The following is a 17,796-nucleotide window of genomic DNA, read 5'->3' on the forward strand; positions in this document are numbered from 1 at the left end:
CTGCAGGCCTTGTAAACCGCAGCGTTGCCCCCATAGACGAGGCATGGCGCGCTTGCCAGAGGCTGGCGGGGTTCATAGAATTACCCCCTTTGCTCTCGCTGCGCAAATCAGCACATTCACGCATTCAACAGACAACGCATTCATCAGAACGCCCAGTCGGTAGAGGACTATTCATGCAAGTTTCCGTCGAAACGACCTCCCAGATCGAACGCCGTGTCACGGTTCAGGTGCCGGCAGAAGAGGTCGACCAGGCCGTTGCGGCCCGTCTCAAGGACACTGCCAAGAACGTTCGCCTGAACGGCTTCCGCCAGGGCAAGGTGCCGATGACCGTGGTGCGTAAGCGCTTTGGCGGCCAGGTTCGCAATGAGGTGGTGGGCGAGGTGATGCGTGAGCGTTACGTCCAGGCGATCACTCAAGAGAGCCTCAATCCCGCCGGTTACCCGCAGATCGAGCCGACCGTCAACGAGGACGGCAAGGATCTCGAGTTCGTTGCCACGCTGGAGATCTATCCTGAGGTGGCACTCAACGGTATCGAGGGCACCGAGGTCGAGCGCCCGGTGGTCGAGATCAAGGACGCCGATGTCGACCAGATGATCGAGACCCTGCGCAAGCAGAACGCCTCCTGGGAGACCGTTGAGCGCGCCGCCGAAGATGGCGATCAGATCACCATCGATTTCCAGGGCTTCCTGGGCGATGAGCCGTTCGAGGGCGGCAGCGCCGAGAACCACGAGCTGGTGCTGGGCTCCAACAGCTTCATCCCCGGCTTCGAAGAGCAGCTGGTCGGCGCCAAGGCGGGCGACGAGAAAGAGCTCAAGGTGACATTCCCGGAGGACTATCAGGCCGAGAACCTGGCCGGTCAGGAAGCGACCTTCAAGGTCAAGGTGCACAAGGTCAGCGCCCAGCAGCTCGCCGAGGTCAACGAGGAATTCATCAAGCAGTTTGGCGTCGAAGAGGGAGATGTCGAGAAGTTCCGTGCCGAAGTGCACAAGAACATGACCCGCGAGGCCAAGCAGGCGGTGGACAACCGCGTCAAGCAGCAGGTGCTCGAGGCGCTCAAGAAGGTCAATGACATCCCGGTGCCGCAAGCGCTGGTTCAGCAGGAAACCGATGCTCTCAAGCGTCAGGCCGCACAGCAGTTTGGCCTGGGTGAGGACTTCGACGTTTCTCAGCTGCCCAATGAGCTGTTCGCCGAGCAGGCCAAGAGCCGCGTCCAGGTCGGTCTGCTGCTGGCCGAGGTGATCAAGTCGGGTGAGCTCGAGGCGAGCGACGATGAGATCAAGGCCAAGGTCGAGGAGTTGGCTCAGCAGTATCAGGAGCCTGAGCAGGTTATCGAGTACTACCTGAGCAACGATCAGCTCAAGACCCAGCTGAAGTCGGCGATTCTCGAGGAGAAGGCGGTCGATTCGCTGCTCGACCAGGCGACCGTCAAGGACGTCGAGATGTCCTACGAGGAAGCCCTGCAGGCGGCTCAGCAGCAGGCTGAGGCCGGTGATGCCGAGGACGGCGCCGAACAAGGTGCCGAGGAAAGCGAAGACGACGCCGCCAAGCAGTAAGCTTCCGGCAAACGTTGACAGGCCCGGCAACCGCCGGGCTTGGCGTCATGGTGTAAGGTAGACGATATCCGGGTTCGCCTGGATGCTTACCACAGCGATTAAAGGACATCACACAGATGGGCAACGAGTTCGATATTCAAAACGCCGGTGGCCTGGTGCCAATGGTGGTCGAGCAGAGTGCACGCGGCGAGCGGGCCTACGACATCTACTCGCGCCTGCTCAAGGAGCGTGTGATCTTCCTGGTTGGGCCAGTAGAAGACTACATGGCGAACCTGGTCGTGGCGCAGATGCTGTTCCTCGAGTCCGAGAATCCGGACAAGGACATTCATCTCTACATCAATTCGCCGGGTGGCTCGGTGACGGCAGGCATGTCCATTTACGACACCATGCAGTTCATCAAGCCTGACGTCTCTACGGTGTGCATCGGTCAGGCGGCCAGCATGGGCGCCCTGTTGTTGACTGGCGGTGCCGCTGGCAAGCGCTTCTGTTTGCCCAATTCGCGGATGATGATTCATCAGCCGCTGGGCGGCTACCAGGGCCAGGCGTCGGATATCGAGATCCATACCAAGGAAATTCTCAGTATCCGGCACAAGCTCAACAAGATTCTCGCCGAGCATACCGGGCAGGACATCGAGACCATTGCCAAGGATACCGATCGTGATAACTTCATGAACGGGCCCCAGGCAGCAGAGTATGGTCTGATCGATGCCGTGCTGGATAAGCGCCCGGCATCCTGATAGCGTGATTTCCTGCTAAGTTTTCACGATAGGCAACTCCGGCGGCTTACCGGCCGCCGTCCGTAATGAGGTACGCGAATGGCCGACGGCAAAGGCAAGGACGACAGCGGCAAGCTGCTTTACTGCTCGTTCTGCGGCAAGAACCAGAACGAAGTCCGTAAGCTGATTGCAGGCCCGTCCGTCTATATCTGCGATGAGTGCGTCGATCTGTGCAACGACATCATTCGCGAGGAAGTCCTCGAAGCCGACGCTGAGGGCGACGACGATCGTCTGCCGGCTCCGCGCGAAATTCGTCACACCCTCGATGACTACGTGATTGGACAGGACCGCGCCAAGATGGTGCTTTCGGTGGCGGTTTACAATCACTACAAGCGGCTGCGTGCCGATGTGAAGTCCGATGATGTGGAGCTGGGCAAGTCGAACATCCTGTTGATCGGCCCGACCGGTAGTGGCAAGACGCTGCTTGCCGAGACCCTGGCGCGACTGCTTAATGTTCCTTTCACCATCGCCGATGCCACCACGCTGACCGAGGCGGGGTATGTCGGTGAAGATGTAGAGAACATCATCCAGAAGCTGCTGCAGAAGTGCGACTACGATGTCGACAAGGCCCAGAAAGGCATCGTCTACATCGACGAGATCGACAAGATTTCGCGCAAGTCGGATAATCCCTCTATCACCCGCGATGTGTCGGGTGAGGGCGTGCAGCAGGCGCTGCTCAAGCTGATCGAGGGCACCACGGCCTCGGTACCGCCCCAGGGCGGTCGCAAGCACCCGCAGCAGGAGTTTCTGCAGGTCGACACCGGCGACATCCTGTTCATCGTTGGCGGCGCCTTCGCTGGCCTCGACAAGGTGATCCGTGATCGTGCCGAGAAGGGCGGTATCGGCTTCAATGCCGAGGTCAAGAGCAAGGATGAGAGCAAGGGAGTGGGTGATCTGCTGCTCGACGTCGAGCCGGAGGATCTGGTCAAGTTCGGTCTGATTCCCGAATTTGTCGGTCGTCTGCCGGTCATCGCCACCCTCACCGAGCTCAGCGACGATGCGTTGATCCAGATCCTCACCGAGCCCAAGAACTCGCTGATCAAGCAGTATGCCAAGCTGTTCGACATGGAAGGGGTGGAACTGGACTTCCGCGAAGATGCCCTGCGCGCCGTGGCGGCCAAGGCCATGGCACGCAAGACCGGGGCCCGCGGGCTTCGCTCGATTCTCGAGTCGGTGCTGCTCGATACCATGTATGAGATTCCCTCGCTGGAGGGTGTCACCAAGGTGGTGATCGATGAGTCGGTGATCGCCGGCGAAAGCGAGCCGCTGTTGATCTACTCTCAGAAAGACGAGAGCAAGGTGGCCGGCAAGGACGGCTGAGTCCGCCGCTGATCCGTGCGCGGGGCCATGCGAGTCATGGCCCCGTTCGCTTGTAAAGTGCCGGCGATGCCCCCATCACCAGACCAATCCCCCGATTTGAGGAACGTCTGCGATGCAGCAGAACGCCGAACAGACCCTGAGTCTTCCCCTTCTTCCCCTGCGCGATGTTGTCGTCTATCCGCAGATGGTCATCCCCTTGTTCGTGGGGCGTGAAAAATCCATCCAGGCACTCGAAGCGGCCATGGAGGCCGACAAGCGAGTGCTGCTGGTCGCCCAGCGCGAGGCGGGCCAGGATGATCCCGACACCCAGGACCTGTTTGCGGTAGGCACCGTGGCCGAGATCATGCAGCTGCTCAAGCTGCCCGACGGCACCGTCAAGGTGTTGATCGAGGGCGCCTCGCGCGCCGATGTCGGTGATATCAGCGTTGCCGAGGCCGGCTACACTCAGGCCAGTGTGACGCTGCGCGAGAGCGTGCCGCTCACCGAGCGTGAGCAGGAGTCGCTGGTGCGGGTGCTGCTCAACCAGTTCGAGCAGTACGTCAAGCTCTCCAAGAAGGTGCCCAATGAGGTCCTGAGTTCGCTGTCAGGCATCGAAGACCCGAGCCGGCTAGTGGATACCGTTTGTGCGCATCTGTCGCTGAAGATCGACGACAAGCAGCAGCTGCTGGAAATGGATCGCGTACGCGACCGCATCGAGCATCTGATGGCGCTGATCGAGTCCGAGATCGACCTGCTTCAGGTCGAGAAGCGCATCCGTTCGCGGGTCAAGGACCAGATGGAGAAGTCGCAGCGCGAGTACTATCTCAACGAGCAGATGAAGGCCATCCAGAAGGAGATGGGCGAGCTCGAGAACGTGCCCAACGAGGCCGAGAAGTACGAGACCGCCATCGAGGAGTCCGGCATGCCCAAGGAGGCGGCCGACAAGGCGAACCAGGAGCTGAGCAAGCTCAAGATGATGTCGCCGACCTCCGCCGAGGCGACGGTGGTGCGCTCCTATCTCGACTGGCTGATTTCGGTGCCGTGGAAGAAGCGCACCCGGGTCAAGCACGACCTGGCGCGCGCCGCGGCGGTGCTCGACGAGGACCACTACGGCCTCGAAGAGGTCAAGGAACGCATCCTCGAGTACCTCGCCGTGCAGAAGCGCGTCAAGAAACTCAAGGGGCCGGTGCTGTGTCTGGTGGGCCCGCCCGGGGTCGGCAAGACCTCATTGGGCCAGTCGATTGCGCGGGCCACCAACCGCAAGTACGTTCGCCTGGCGCTGGGCGGGGTGCGCGATGAATCCGAGATCCGCGGCCACCGGCGGACCTATATCGGCTCGCTGCCGGGCAAGATGGTACAGCGCATGAGCAAGGCCGGGGTCAAGAACCCGCTGTTCCTGCTCGACGAGGTCGACAAGATCGGCATGGATCATCGCGGCGACCCTGCGTCGGCGCTGCTCGAAGTGCTCGATCCGGAGCAGAACGACAAGTTCAGCGACCACTACCTGGAGCTGGACTACGATCTCTCCGAGACCATGTTCATCTGCACCGCCAACTCGATGAACATTCCTGGTCCGCTGCTCGACCGCATGGAGATCATCCGGCTGCCGGGCTATACCGAAGACGAGAAGCTGGCCATCGCCAAGCGCTACCTGGTACCTAAGCAGCTCAAGGCCAATGGTTTCAAGGAGGGTGAGCTCACGCTGGCCGACGATGCGCTGCTCGAGCTGATCCGTTATTACACCCGTGAGGCCGGCGTGCGCGAACTCGAGCGGCAGATTGCCAAGGTCTGCCGCAAGGTACTGCGTGAGCGGCTCGAGGCGGAGGCCAAGGAGGGCGCCCAGGCGCCGGGTATGCTGGCGGCAGTGGATGTCGAGCAGCATGCCGGGGTACGCCGCTATAGTTACGGTCTGGCCGACCAGGAGGATCAGGTGGGGCGCGTCACCGGCCTGGCCTGGACCTCGGTGGGTGGCGAGCTACTCAACATCGAGTCGTTGGTGACGCCGGGCAAGGGGCGCATCAACAAGACCGGTTCGCTGGGCGACGTGATGAAGGAGTCGGTGAGTGCTGCGCAGACCGTGGTACGGGCGCGAGCTGCGGCGCTGGGTATCGACCCCGAGCGCTTTGAGAAAGAGGACCTGCATATTCACGTCCCCGAGGGCGCGACCCCCAAGGACGGCCCGAGTGCGGGGATTGCAATGGTCACGGCGATGGTCTCGGCCTACACTGAACGACCGGTGCGCTGTGATCTGGCGATGACCGGCGAGGTCAATCTACGCGGTGAGGTGATGCCGATCGGTGGCCTAAAGGAGAAATTGCTGGCCGCTCGACGGGGTGGTATAAAGAAAGTGCTTATACCCGAAGAAAACCGTCGTGATCTCAAGGAGGTCCCGGACAACATCAAGAATGCCTTGGATATCATGCCAGTGCGTTGGATTGATGAAGTTCTGGACGAGGCGCTTGTGGCAATGCCTGGCGTCAAGAGTGACGATCAGCGCCCAGATGAGAAAGGCGCTTCGCACTCAATGATCAGTACGCATTAACGCTATTTTCTCCACCATGACTGAAGCAGAAGTCAGTCATGGTGGGGGTTGAGGCCAAGTGTTACTTGACAGATCTTTGCACGCATTGCTATAAATCATGCTTTGACATGATCGTGTATGCCGAAAAAAGCTAGCGCCGATTAGAAGTCAATTTCCGAAATAGTCAAGGGGTGAAGTGTGAACAAGTCCGAGCTGATCGAAGCCATCGCTGCATCTGCAGATATTCCCAAGGCGGCTGCTAGCCGTGCGCTTGACGCCATGGTCGATAGCGTGACTGACAGCCTCAAGAAGGGCGATTCCGTTTCTCTGGTAGGTTTTGGTACTTTTACTGTCAAGGAGCGTGCCGCGCGTACCGGCCGTAATCCTCAGACTGGCCAGCCGATCGAGATCAGCGCCGCTAAGGTGCCGAGCTTCAAGGCAGGCAAGGCACTCAAGGATTCGGTCAACTAAGCAGGGCCCATGCCCCGCGGACGTGCCGTATGCCGCCAGGCGCATCGCGAAAGCGGTGCGCCTTTTTATTGCTTGCCACCCGTACGTCGTGACACGGCGATAGTCGCCGCCGGTAGCGGGCGGGTATAATATCGCCTTCTCGATCTCCAGGGATTTCGTGCCACTCTTCAGCTGAGGCTAGCATGCTGCAAAGTATTCGGGACCGCTCCAAGAGTTGGGGCGCCAAGATCATCATCGGTGCCGTCGTGGTGACCATGGCCCTGTTCGGGGTCGATTCGCTGGTGACGCTGTTCACCGGTAGCCCGGACGACGTGGCCGAGGTCAACGGCCAGACCATCACCCGCCAGCAGGTGGAGATGAACGTGCAGCGCGCCATCCGCAGCGGCCAGGTGCCGCCGGAGCAGGAGCGGGCGCTGCGTAATCAGGTGCTCGATGAGCTGATCACCGATGCGCTGTTGGATAGCTACGCCGAGGATGGCGGCCTGTTCCTCTCCGAGGGTCAGCTCGACCAGCTGATCGTTACGCTGCCGGAGTTTCAGGATCAGAATGGCCGGTTCGACGCCGACCTGTTCCGCAATCGTCTGGCCAGCGCCGGCTATTCGCCGACCAGCTTCCGCGAAGAGCTGAAGGCCGACATGCAGCGTCAGCAGCTGCAGCAGGGCCTCGCCTTCAGTGACTTTACGCTGGAGAGTGAGCGCGAGCGTCTCGGTGAGTTGCAGCGCCAGACGCGCAGCTTTCGCTATCACTTGCTCGAGGTCGGCGACCTCGAGACGCCGCCGGAGGCCAGCGAAGAGCAGCTCGAGGCCTACTACGAGGTCAACGCTGACAATTACCAGCGTCCCGAACAGGTGCGTCTCGAGTATGTGATCATCGACCGTGACGAGATGGCCGCCGAGTACGAGCTCGATGAGCAGGCGCTGCGTGATGCCTATGCCGAGCGCGGCAGCGATGCCGAGCGGCGTGTCTCGCACATCATGGTGACCTTCAACGGCGAGCGTAGTCGCGAGGAGGCCGAGGCGCGTCTCGAGGAGGTGCAGGCGCGCCTCGATGAGGGGGACGACTTTGCCGAGCTGGCCGAGGAGTATTCCGACGATACCTCGACCAGCGGGGCCGGTGGTGATCTGGGGACGGTCAGCCGTGGCTTCTTCGATGATGCCTTCGAGAATGCGGCCTTCAGCCTCGGCGAAGGTGATACCTCGGATATCGTCGAGAGCGGCAATGGCTTGCATCTGATTCGCGTCACCGAGTTGGATATGCCCAGCTTCGAGGCAATTCGCGACGATCTTCAGCGTGAGGCGGCACTGTCCGAGGTGACCGACGATTTCAATCGTCGCGTCCAGCAGCTGATCGATGACAGCTTTGCCGCGGATGATCTGCAGAGCGTTGCCGATGATATCGGTCTCGAGTTGCAGACCACCGACTGGGTGTCTCGTGATGCTGCCGAGGGCGTGCTGTCGGAGCCGGGCGTAATGGAGGCTGCATTCAGCGATGATGTGCTGGTCGAGGGCTTCAACAGCGAAGTGCTCGAGCTCGACGACGATCGCCGCATGGTCCTGCGCGTCGCAGACCATCGTGATGCCACCTTGCTCGAGCTCGACGAGGTGCGTGAGCGGGTCGAAGCGTCGGTGATGGCCAATCTGCGCCGTGAAGCACTGCGTGACCTGGCGGCGTCGCAGATCGAGGCGCTGCGCGACGGTGACGAACTCGATATCGACTGGCAGGCCGTGGAGAGCGTCGATCGGCAGTCCGGTGCCGCGCCCCAGGCGGTGATCCGCGCCGCGTTCCGCTTGCCACGGCCCGAGGATGGTGCCCGCTATGGTCACGTGGTCGACGGCGACCGAGTGGCAATCATTGCCCTGGATAGCGTCGCCAGCGGTGAGGTGGATGCCGAGGTCGAAGGGTTCGTGACCCAGATGGCCGAACGGCTACGTGCCCAGGCAGCGATCCAGGGGTTGCTTGAATACCTGCGTAGTACGGCGGAGATCGAACGTCTCTAACTATAGGTAGTTTTGATGATTCAAACGCGTGGCTTGGGCCGCGCGTTTTTTTGCCCGAAATATGTTATAAGGTAACGATTGAGGGTCTGCGACTCGAGGTGGCCATGCAGCACAGCGATGACAACAAGCAGCCGATACCGGTCCACGTGATCACCGGTTTTCTGGGCAGCGGCAAGAGCAGCCTGATTCGCCATCTGGTGGCGCATAAGCCCGCCGGCGAGCGCTGGGCGATCGTGATCAATGAGTTCGGCCAGGTGGGTATCGATCAGGCGATGTTCGAGAGCCGTGATGACGTCGTGGTCAAGGGGCTGCCGGGTGGCTGCCTGTGCTGTCAGTTGGCGTTCGTGCTGCAGGCCGCGCTGGTCAATCTGATTCGCCGTGAGCGACCGGATCGCCTGATCGTCGAGCCGTCGGGCTTGGGACATCCCGCCGGGTTGCTGGATATGCTGCGCGGTGAGGCCTTCGAGTCGGTGCTGGACGTGCGTGAGATCGTCACACTGCTCGACCCACGGCGCCTGGATGACCCCAGGGCCCGGGAGCACGAGACGTTTCGCGATCAATTGCTGATGGCCGACGCAGTGGCGCTGACCATGACCGATCTAAGCACGGCGGCTCAGCGGTGTGAGGCGTATCGCTACGTGGATGCGATGTGGCCACCCAAGCGCTGGGTGGATGAGGCACCCCACGGCCGGCTGTCGCCGTCGCTGCTGCTGGGGGCCCCCGCGACCTCACTCAGTCAGGCTGGCACAGCGGTATCGACGCATCACCAGCCGCCGCCGACGGTAACCTTGGATGAGTACGCCTACCGTGAACCGGCGCCGGGGCGGCCGTGCCTCGAGACGGGTGAGTCGCTGGGGCATGCCAGCCTGGGTTGGCGCTGGCACGTCGCTGATACGTTCTCGCTGGACGCTTTGACGCAGCTGCTGGACGGTCTGGATCGTGATTTACGCGTCAAGGCGGTATGGCACACCGATGCTGGCTGGTGGCTGTTCAATCGCAGCAACGGCCGCAGTGAGCTGTCGCCGACTGCCTGGCGGCGTGATTCGCGGCTGGAACTGATCGGCGAAGCTGGTACGTTGCCGGACCCCCAGGCCCTGGAGGCACGGCTGGCTGCCTGCCAGCTGACCGCCGAGACGCAGGCCTGAGCGGTTCAGCTATTGCTCAGGGCGAACTCCAGTAGCTGCGGCGGACGCTCGGCCTCGATGCGGATCTCCCAGCCGCGCTGTGGCTGCCAGTCGCCGAGTACCAGGCGGCGTGCCGGCTGGCCGTTGACCTCGAGTACGTGCACGCCGGGGCGATGGGTATGACCGTGGATCAGGGTGGCGACATCGTGCTCGATCAGTGCCTTGTCGACCTCTTCCGGGGTAACGTCCATGATGTCCTCGGCTTTGTTGGAGTTGGCCTCGCCGGATTGTTCACGCAGGCGCTTGGCCAGCTCGACGCGTGCCTCCAGCGGCATTGCCAGTACCTGGGCCTGCCACTGCGGGTCGCGGGCCTGGGCACGAAAGGCCATATAGGCGTCATCGCGGGTGCACAGACTGTCGCCGTGCATCAATAGCACCGGCTTGCCGCCGAGCTCGATGCGGTAGGGGTCGGGCAGCAGGGTGGCGCCGCAGGCGTCGGCGAAGCGCTTGCCGAGCAGGAAGTCACGATTGCCATGCATCAGAAACAGCCGAGTGCCGCCGTCGCTAAGGGTCTTGAGTGCCTCGGCAACGCGGGTGGCCAGCGGATCGAGTTCGGGGCTGTCGAGGATGTCGTCACCTATCCACGCCTCGAACAGGTCGCCGAGAATGTACAGGGCGTCAGCCTGGCTGGCGCGATTGGCCAGGTAGGCAAGAAAGCCCTCGGTGACCTCGGGGGCGCTGGGGTGAAGGTGCAGGTCAGCTATCAGCAGGGTCGTCATGGCATGGGTCCGCGTTAGGCGAAATAAAACGCCCGCGCGATGGCGGGCGTTTCGATCTGGCATCGGGCTCAGGCGTCCTTGAGATAGGCGCGCTGAATGACCACGTCCTCGGCGGGCACGTCGGCGTGCATGCCGCGGCGGGTCGTCGGTACGTCCTTGATGCGCTCGACCACCGACATGCCTTCGACGACTTCGCCAAACACGCAGTAGCCCCAGCCCTGGATCGACTTGCCGGTGTGGTTGAGGAAGTCGTTGTCGGCGACGTTGATGAAGAACTGCGCCGAGGCGGAGTGCGGGTCCTGGGTGCGCGCCATGGCCAGGGTGCCGGTGAGGTTCTTCAAGCCGTTGTCGGCCTCGTTCTCGATCGGGTCGCGAGTCGGCTTCTGGTTGAAGTCGGTATCGAATCCGCCCCCCTGAACCATGAAGCCATTGATGACGCGATGGAACAGGGTGCCGTCATAGTGGCCGTCGGTGACGTACTGTTCGAAGTTGGCAGCGGTCTTGGGAGCCTTGTCATGTTCGAGGCGAACGACGATGTCACCGAAATTGGTCTGCAGAACGATCATGTGAAATTCCTGAGGGTCTGTAAGGGGGCGCCTTGGCGTAGCGCGTCTGCGTCACGCTATAATAGCCGTTTTGTATCGACACGCGAAGTCGCAAGGGCAGGGATGTTACCTACCTTGGGCCGAGGCGGTCGCCACCGCGCCAACCAGAGGTTTGCTCTCACACCATGACCACCGATACCACCAGCGCGCCGAATTTCATTCGTAACCAGATTCGCGACGAGATCGAAGGCGGTCGTGCCGACAAGGTCGTCACCCGTTTTCCGCCGGAGCCCAACGGCTTTCTGCACATCGGGCATGCCAAGTCGATCTGTCTGAATTTCGGACTCGCCGAGCAGTTCGGTGGTGACTGCCATCTACGCTTCGACGACACCAACCCGGCCAAGGAGGAGCAGGCCTTCATCGATGCGATCAAGGCCGACGTCGAATGGTTGGGCTTTCAATGGGCCGGTGAGGTGCGGTTCGCCTCGGACTACTTCGACCAGCTCTACGCCTGGGCGCAGCATCTGATTCGCGAGGGCAAGGCGTATGTCGACGATCTCTCGCCGGATGAGATCCGCGAGTACCGCGGCACGCTTACTGAACCCGGCAAGCCGAGCCCGTATCGCGAGCGTTCCGCCGACGAAAACCTTGACCTGCTGGAGCGCATGCGCGCCGGCGAGTTCGATGAGGGGACCAAGGTTTTGCGCGCCAAGATCGACATGGCCGCGCCCAACATCAACCTGCGTGATCCGATCCTCTATCGCATTCGCCATGCTCATCACCACCAGACCGGCGACAAGTGGAAGATCTACCCCTCCTACGACTTCACTCACGGGCAGTCGGACGCGCTTGAAGGGGTAACCCACTCGATCTGCACCCTGGAGTTCGAGGATCATCGGCCGCTCTATGAGTGGTTTCTGGCCAATCTGCCGGTGCCCTGCGTGCCGCGTCAGATCGAGTTTGCGCGGCTCAATCTCAACTACACCCTGACCTCAAAGCGTAAGCTCAAGCTGCTGGTCGACGAGCAGATTGTCGACGGTTGGGACGATCCGCGTATGCCGACCATCTCCGGCATGCGCCGGCGCGGCTATACCCCGGCCTCGATCCGCAAGTTTTGCGAGATGATCGGCGTGACCCGCGCCGACGGCGGCCTGGTGGAGATCGCCATGCTGACCCACGCCATTCGCTCCGACCTCGAGGACAATGCCCCGCGTGCCATGTGCGTGCTCAAGCCGCTCAAGGTGGTGCTGACCAACGTGCCGGAGGGGCATGAAGAGGTCTATGACGTGCCCGGCCATCCGGCCCGCGACGACCTGGGCGTACGCAAGGTGCCGTTCAGCCGTGAAATCTACATCGACCACGACGATTTCATGGAGGAGCCGCCCAAGAAGTTCTTCCGTCTAGCGCCGGGCAAGGAAGTGCGCCTACGCAACAGCTATGTGATCCGCTGCGACGAGGTGGTGAAAGACGCCGCCGGTGACGTCACGGCGCTGCACTGTTCGGTGGACTTCGACACCCTGGGCAAGAACCCTGAGGGCCGCAAGGTCAAAGGCGTGATCCATTGGGTCAGCGCCGACCACGGGGTGCCCATGGAGGTGCGCCTATACGATAACCTGTTCCAGGTCGAGCAGCCGGACAAGGATAAGGACGCCGACTTCCTCGAGCACCTCAACCCCGAGTCGCTGCAGGTATGCCAGGCCATCGGCGAGCCGAGCCTGGCTGAGGTCGCGCCCGAGAGCCGTTTCCAGTTCGAGCGTGTCGGCTATTTTTGTGCCGACCGCCATGCCTGCGTCGATGGCAAGCGCGTGTTCAACCGCACCGTGGGGCTCAAGGATGGCTGGGCCAAAATCCAGAAGAACGATGGCCAGAAAAAGGGCTGATATGCAGATCTACAACACGCTGACGCGGCGCAAGGAACCCTTTACCCCCATCGAGCCGGGCCGTGTGCGGATGTATGTGTGCGGCATGACCGTCTATGACTACTGCCACCTGGGCCATGCCCGGGTGATGGTGGCCTTCGATGTGATCACCCGCTACCTGCGCGCCCGCGGCTACGATGTCACCTATGTGCGCAACATCACCGATATCGACGACAAGATTCTCAAGCGTGCCGACGAGAACGATGAGCGCATCAGCGCGCTGACCGAGCGCATGATCGCCGCCATGCACGAGGACGAGGCGCGGCTGTTCGTCGCGCGGCCGGACGCGGAGCCCCGCGCTACCGACCATATTGACGAGATCGTCAGCATGATCGAGACGCTGATCGGCAAGGGCTACGCCTATGCCGCGGACAACGGCGACGTCTACTATCGGGTGCGCAAGTTCGAGGGCTACGGCAAGCTCAATAATCGTGATCTGGACGAGATGCGTTCCGGGGCGCGGGTCGAGGTCGAGGCGCACAAGGAAGACCCGCTTGATTTCGTGCTCTGGAAGGCTGCCAAGGCCGGCGAGGAAAGTTGGCCATCGCCGTGGGGCGAGGGGCGCCCCGGCTGGCATATCGAGTGCTCGGCGATGTCGACCTGCTGTTTGGGTGAGACCTTCGACATTCACGGTGGCGGGCCGGATCTAACCTTTCCGCATCATGAGAATGAGATTGCTCAGTCGGAGGCGGCGACCGGCAAGCCCTACGTCAACACCTGGATGCATGCCGGGGCGGTGCGGGTGAATCAGGAGAAGATGTCCAAGTCGCTGGGCAATTTCTTCACCATCCGCGACGTGCTCGAACATCACGATCCCGAAGTGGTGCGCTACCTGCTGGTGGCCAGCCACTACCGCAGCCCGATCAACTATGCACTGGATTCGCTGTCCGAGGCGCGCAAGTCGCTGGAGCGTTTTTATACGGCCCTCGATGGTCTGGACCTGGTGGGTGTCGACGAGGCGGATAGCGCGCCGGTGGTTCAGGCAGAGCGCGCTTTCAACGCCGCCATGGACGATGACTTCAATACCCCGGTGGCGCTGTCGGCTCTGTTCGATCTGACCCGCGAGCTGAATCGGGCCAAGAAGGAGGCACCTGCGTCGGCACCGCGCCTAGCCGTTGGCCTCAAGCGCTTGGCCGGCGTGCTCGGCCTGCTGCAGCAGGATCCGGCGACCTTCCTCAAGGGCGGTGACACTGCGCTGCCGCTGCCGGCCGCCGATATCGACGCACGTATCGCCGAGCGTGCCGCGGCTAAGCAGGCCAAGGATTTCGCCCGGGCCGATGCCATCCGCGACGAGTTGGCCGCCCTGGGGATCGAGCTCAAGGACTCCCGCGAGGGCACCACCTGGGTACTGACCAGCGTCGACGACTAGCATGTTCTGCCTTCATCCCGTTTCGGCGCCCGGCAGATGCCGGGCGTCGTCGTTATGGTGGGGTTTGACAGTGGTTCGTCACCTTTACTAGTCTATTTATCATGATAAATAGACTGGCATCGCGTTGCCGGCACACCAAGGGCGAGACCATGGGGGTTACCTACGAACAAGCCGGTGCGCTGGCCTGGCAGTGGTTGGAGCAGATTGCCAGGGTTAGCGAAACCGAGGATCCCGAGAGCGAGGGCGTGACCCGGCTGTGCGCGACTCGCGAGCATCGCGCGGCGCTGGATCTGCTTGGTGGCTGGATGCGCGACGCAGGCATGACGGTGCGCGTGGATAATGGCGCCAATCTGATCGGGCGCTATGCCAGTGCCGATCCCGATGCGCGCACCTTGATTATGGGCTCGCACCAGGACACCGTGCCGCATGGCGGCAAGTACGACGGCATCATGGGCGTGCTGCTGCCGCTGGCGCTGGTCCACTACCTGAATGACCACGCCATCGCACTGCCTTTTCACCTCGATGTGGTGGCCTTCAGCGACGAGGAGGGCACGCGTTTCAGTTCGACGCTGCTGGGCTCCAAGGTGCTGGCCGGCAGCTTCGATCCAGTGATGCTCGGGGCCGAGGACGATGCAGGGGTGACGCTGCGCCAGGCGCTGCTTGATTTTGGCTGCGACCCCGAACGTATCGCCGACGATCGTTATCCCCCCGGCGCGGCGTTGGGCTTCGTCGAGGTGCATATCGAACAGGGCCCGCAGCTCGAGGCCGAGGGGCTGCCGATCGGCGTGGTCAGCGCCATCACCGGTATCGAGCGGCATAAGCTGAGCATCCATGGCCTGGCGGGGCACGCCGGGACGGTGCCGATGCACCTTCGCCAGGATGCGCTGGTAGGGGCCGCCAGGGTGATCGGGCTGGTCGATGAGCTGTGCAAGACCACCGATGAGCTGGTTGGGGTGGTGGGCAAGATCGACAACTCACCCAACGGCGTCAACGTGATTCCCCAGCGTACCGATCTCACCGTCGAGCTGCGCTCGCCCGAGGATGCCACGCGGCTGGCGGCGCGCAACACGCTGCTGGCGCGTATCGAGGCGGCGCTTGCTGCGCTGGACCTGCGCCTCGAGCACCAGCTGATCTACGAACAGGCCGCGGTGCAGTGTGCCCCCGCCCTGGTCGCCCAGCTCGAGGCGGCGGTCGCGGCCAACGGGGTGGCGCCACGCACCCTGTTCAGCGGTGCCGGCCACGATGGCCTGGCGATGCAGGCGCTGTGCGACATCGGCATGCTGTTCCTGCGCTGCGCGCGAGGCGTCAGCCACCATCCCGACGAGGCCATCGAACCCGATGACCTAAGCGTGGTGGTTGCAGTACTGGCGAGCTTCTGCATGGCGCTCGCTGAGTCCGCCGATCAGCCCGTCGCCTGATGGTGGCGACCGCTGCCGGTATCTCAGCGGGTGGTTGGACGCCCAAATCGGTTACTGAGTGGCCAGAGGCGTAGAGGGCGGGAGCGGAATGCGTCGCGGCCAATCGTCGCCGACGATGAACAGCCGCTGCCAGCCTGATGGCGTCTGCAGCATCACCGGCAGCGGTGAGGCGTAGTCCGCGAAGTGGCGTTGGATATGGTGGTCCAGTGCGGCCAGCGGCAGCAGTTGGTCGTCGTGGGGCGGAGCCATCCAGTGGGGTTTGCTGAGCCAGGCGCCGCGAGTGTCGCCGTCGAGCGAGCGCTTGTATTCAGCCCACTGACGATAATGCAGCCAGCGGCCGCGCAGGTGGTCGGCGGTGGCCTCGCGGGGGGCGACGAGGGCGGCGGCATCGACTGCCGGCGCAGCGATGAGCGGGTAGAACAGTGCACCGGGGATCGCCAGGCGCTGATCGATGCCGCGGGCGAGGGCGTCTTCGGCCAGCGTCGTTGAACCGAGCAGTTGGGTGAGGGTTGCCGCGTCGCTGATCCGGTCGAGCAGCGGCAGCTGGTGATAATGCAGGTGTTCACGCTTGACCGCCAGGCTGTCGACGCAGCCGGGCCCGATCCAGCGTGTCTGGCTGTCGGCGTCGCCCGGCCCGCTGGCGAGGCCAAGGTAGAACTTGATGGCCACTTCCAGGTGCACCAGCCGGCCGTCGTCGCGCCGCTGATAAATCAGATCGAGCTCGCCCAGGGTGCGCTTGTCGCGCTCTATCCGGCAGTTGTGGGCGATCAGGCGGGTGCCGGGGGCCGTGTCGAGCAGGTGCTGCCAGAGACGCTCATGGTAGTGGCCGAGGCGGCCGTTAACACTGTCGCCAATCCGCTGCTCCAGTGCTTGGGGGGCGCGGTGCTGGGCATCCAGATAGTCGATCAGGGCGCTACCGGCCAGACCCAGTTCCTCGCGTGACGGGCGCCCCGGCCAAGGCATCGCCAACAGGTCGGGCGCGTCGATCAGCCAGGCCAGGTCGCGAACCAGCGGATGAATATAGCGCTCGATGCGGCGTTGATCGTCCGTCTGACACATGCGGCTACGTTCCTTATACTGAGCCCCATACCCATTTGACACTGGAGCGGTTGCGATGAACAGGACGTTGACGTGGATGAGTGCCGTGCTGGCCGGCGGCTTGCTGACCCTGAGCAGTGCTCAGGCCCACGAACCCGTGGTGGTGTCGTCGAAGATCGACACCGAAGGGGCCGTGCTCGGCCAGCTGATCCTGCTCAGCTTGGAGCGGGGCGGCATCGAGGTCGAGGATCGTACCCAATTGGGCGGTACCAGCATCGTACGCGAGGCCATCATCGCTGGCGAAATCGACCTCTATCCCGAGTACACCGGCAACGGCGCTTTCTTCTTCGACATGGCCGACAGCGACCTGTGGCGTGACGCCGAAGCGGCCCATGCCGAGGTCAAGTCGCTGGACCGGGAGCGCAACGGCTTAGTGTGGCTGACGCCGGCGGATGCCAACAATACCTGGGCGATGAGCGTACGCGGCGAACTGGCCCGTGAGCACGGCCTCGAAACCCTCGAGGACCTGGCCGACTACCTGGCCGATGGTGGTGAATTCATCTTTGCCGCCAGCGCCGAGTTCGTCGAGTCCGAGGCCGCGCTGCCGGCGTTCCAGGAGGCCTACGGTTTCGAGCTCAGTTCCGATCAGCTGGTGGTGCTGTCGGGAGGCAATACGGCCGCTACGCTGCGTGCCGCAGCGCTGCAGACCAACGGTGTCAATGCCGCCATGGCCTATGGCACCGATGGCGGGCTCAATGCCCTGGATATCCGGGTCCTCGAGGACACCTTGGGTGTGCAGCCGGTCTATCAGCCGGCGCCGCTGATTCGCGAGGATGTCCTCGAGGCTCATCCCGAGATCGAGTCGTTGCTGACGCCGGTGTTTCAGGCTCTCGACCTGGAAACCCTACAGCGCCTTAACGGCGATGTGGCGGTCGAGGGTGCCGACCCGCGGCAGGTCGCCAGCGAGTTTCTCGACGGCCTTTGAGC

General features: G+C 62.7%; 14 protein-coding genes. 11 read left to right on the forward strand and 3 right to left on the reverse strand.

Annotated elements, in window-relative coordinates; genetic code table 11:
• Positions 1–173: 173 nt before the first annotated feature.
• From tig to BLT16_RS09660, 7 genes are all read left to right on the forward strand, one after another.
• Positions 174–1,553, forward strand: coding sequence for a trigger factor (tig, locus tag BLT16_RS09630; protein WP_089658314.1), 1,380 nt, complete (start codon positions 174–176; stop codon positions 1,551–1,553).
• A gap of 116 nt (positions 1,554–1,669) precedes the next feature.
• Positions 1,670–2,290, forward strand: a complete 621-nt coding sequence (clpP, locus tag BLT16_RS09635) for an ATP-dependent Clp endopeptidase proteolytic subunit ClpP (RefSeq protein ID WP_089658315.1) — start codon at positions 1,670–1,672, stop codon at positions 2,288–2,290.
• Between the two features lie 78 nt (positions 2,291–2,368).
• Positions 2,369–3,649, forward strand: coding sequence for an ATP-dependent Clp protease ATP-binding subunit ClpX (clpX, locus tag BLT16_RS09640; protein ID WP_089658316.1), 1,281 nt, complete (start codon positions 2,369–2,371; stop codon positions 3,647–3,649).
• A gap of 112 nt (positions 3,650–3,761) precedes the next feature.
• Entirely contained in the window at positions 3,762–6,170 is a 2,409-nt protein-coding gene (lon, locus tag BLT16_RS09645; RefSeq protein WP_089658317.1) for an endopeptidase La, read from the forward strand.
• A gap of 177 nt (positions 6,171–6,347) precedes the next feature.
• Positions 6,348–6,620: an HU family DNA-binding protein gene (locus BLT16_RS09650; RefSeq protein WP_076748090.1), complete on the forward strand. Its 273-nt coding sequence runs from the start codon at positions 6,348–6,350 to the stop codon at positions 6,618–6,620.
• A gap of 182 nt (positions 6,621–6,802) precedes the next feature.
• Positions 6,803–8,617 (forward strand): SurA N-terminal domain-containing protein, encoded by a 1,815-nt coding sequence (locus tag BLT16_RS09655; RefSeq protein ID WP_089658318.1) that lies wholly within the window; start codon positions 6,803–6,805, stop codon positions 8,615–8,617.
• Positions 8,618–8,721: 104 nt separating this feature from the next.
• Positions 8,722–9,762: a CobW family GTP-binding protein gene (locus BLT16_RS09660; RefSeq protein WP_089658319.1), complete on the forward strand. Its 1,041-nt coding sequence runs from the start codon at positions 8,722–8,724 to the stop codon at positions 9,760–9,762.
• Between the two features lie 5 nt (positions 9,763–9,767).
• Here the strand turns inward: BLT16_RS09660 and BLT16_RS09665 are convergent, their stop codons facing one another.
• Both BLT16_RS09665 and BLT16_RS09670 read right to left on the reverse strand, forming a co-directional pair.
• Positions 9,768–10,520, reverse strand: coding sequence for a UDP-2,3-diacylglucosamine diphosphatase (locus BLT16_RS09665; protein ID WP_089658320.1), 753 nt, complete (start codon positions 10,518–10,520; stop codon positions 9,768–9,770).
• Between the two features lie 68 nt (positions 10,521–10,588).
• Positions 10,589–11,086, reverse strand: coding sequence for a peptidylprolyl isomerase (locus BLT16_RS09670; protein WP_089658321.1), 498 nt, complete (start codon positions 11,084–11,086; stop codon positions 10,589–10,591).
• A 164-nt stretch (positions 11,087–11,250) separates the two neighbouring features.
• On the opposite strand from BLT16_RS09670, the gene BLT16_RS09675 reads away from it, so the two are divergent.
• The 3 genes from BLT16_RS09675 (at position 11,251) to BLT16_RS09685 (ending at position 15,771) form a co-directional block, all read left to right on the forward strand.
• Positions 11,251–12,945, forward strand: a complete 1,695-nt coding sequence (locus tag BLT16_RS09675) for a glutamine--tRNA ligase/YqeY domain fusion protein (RefSeq protein ID WP_089658322.1) — start codon at positions 11,251–11,253, stop codon at positions 12,943–12,945.
• Position 12,946: 1 nt separating this feature from the next.
• Complete coding sequence (cysS, locus tag BLT16_RS09680; RefSeq protein WP_089658323.1) at positions 12,947–14,353, forward strand: cysteine--tRNA ligase; 1,407 nt, start codon at positions 12,947–12,949, stop codon at positions 14,351–14,353.
• 149 nt (positions 14,354–14,502) lie between these two features.
• On the forward strand, positions 14,503–15,771 hold the full coding sequence (locus BLT16_RS09685) for a M20 family metallo-hydrolase (protein WP_089658324.1): 1,269 nt from the start codon (positions 14,503–14,505) through the stop codon (positions 15,769–15,771).
• Positions 15,772–15,822: 51 nt separating this feature from the next.
• Here the strand turns inward: BLT16_RS09685 and BLT16_RS09690 are convergent, their stop codons facing one another.
• Positions 15,823–16,830 carry a DUF1853 family protein gene (locus BLT16_RS09690; protein ID WP_089658325.1) on the reverse strand — a complete coding sequence of 336 codons (1,008 nt, stop codon included), beginning with the start codon at positions 16,828–16,830 and terminating at the stop codon, positions 15,823–15,825.
• A 76-nt stretch (positions 16,831–16,906) separates the two neighbouring features.
• Here BLT16_RS09690 and osmF point away from each other — a divergent pair, with 76 nt between their 5' ends.
• The gene (gene osmF / locus BLT16_RS09695) at positions 16,907–17,794 is read left to right on the forward strand and encodes a glycine betaine ABC transporter substrate-binding protein OsmF (protein WP_245701574.1); all 888 of its coding nucleotides are present in this window, start codon (positions 16,907–16,909) and stop codon (positions 17,792–17,794) included.
• The last annotated feature ends 2 nt before the right edge of the window (positions 17,795–17,796 follow it).

Source organism: Franzmannia pantelleriensis (assembly GCF_900102875.1).
GTDB classification, from domain to species: domain Bacteria; phylum Pseudomonadota; class Gammaproteobacteria; order Pseudomonadales; family Halomonadaceae; genus Franzmannia; species Franzmannia pantelleriensis.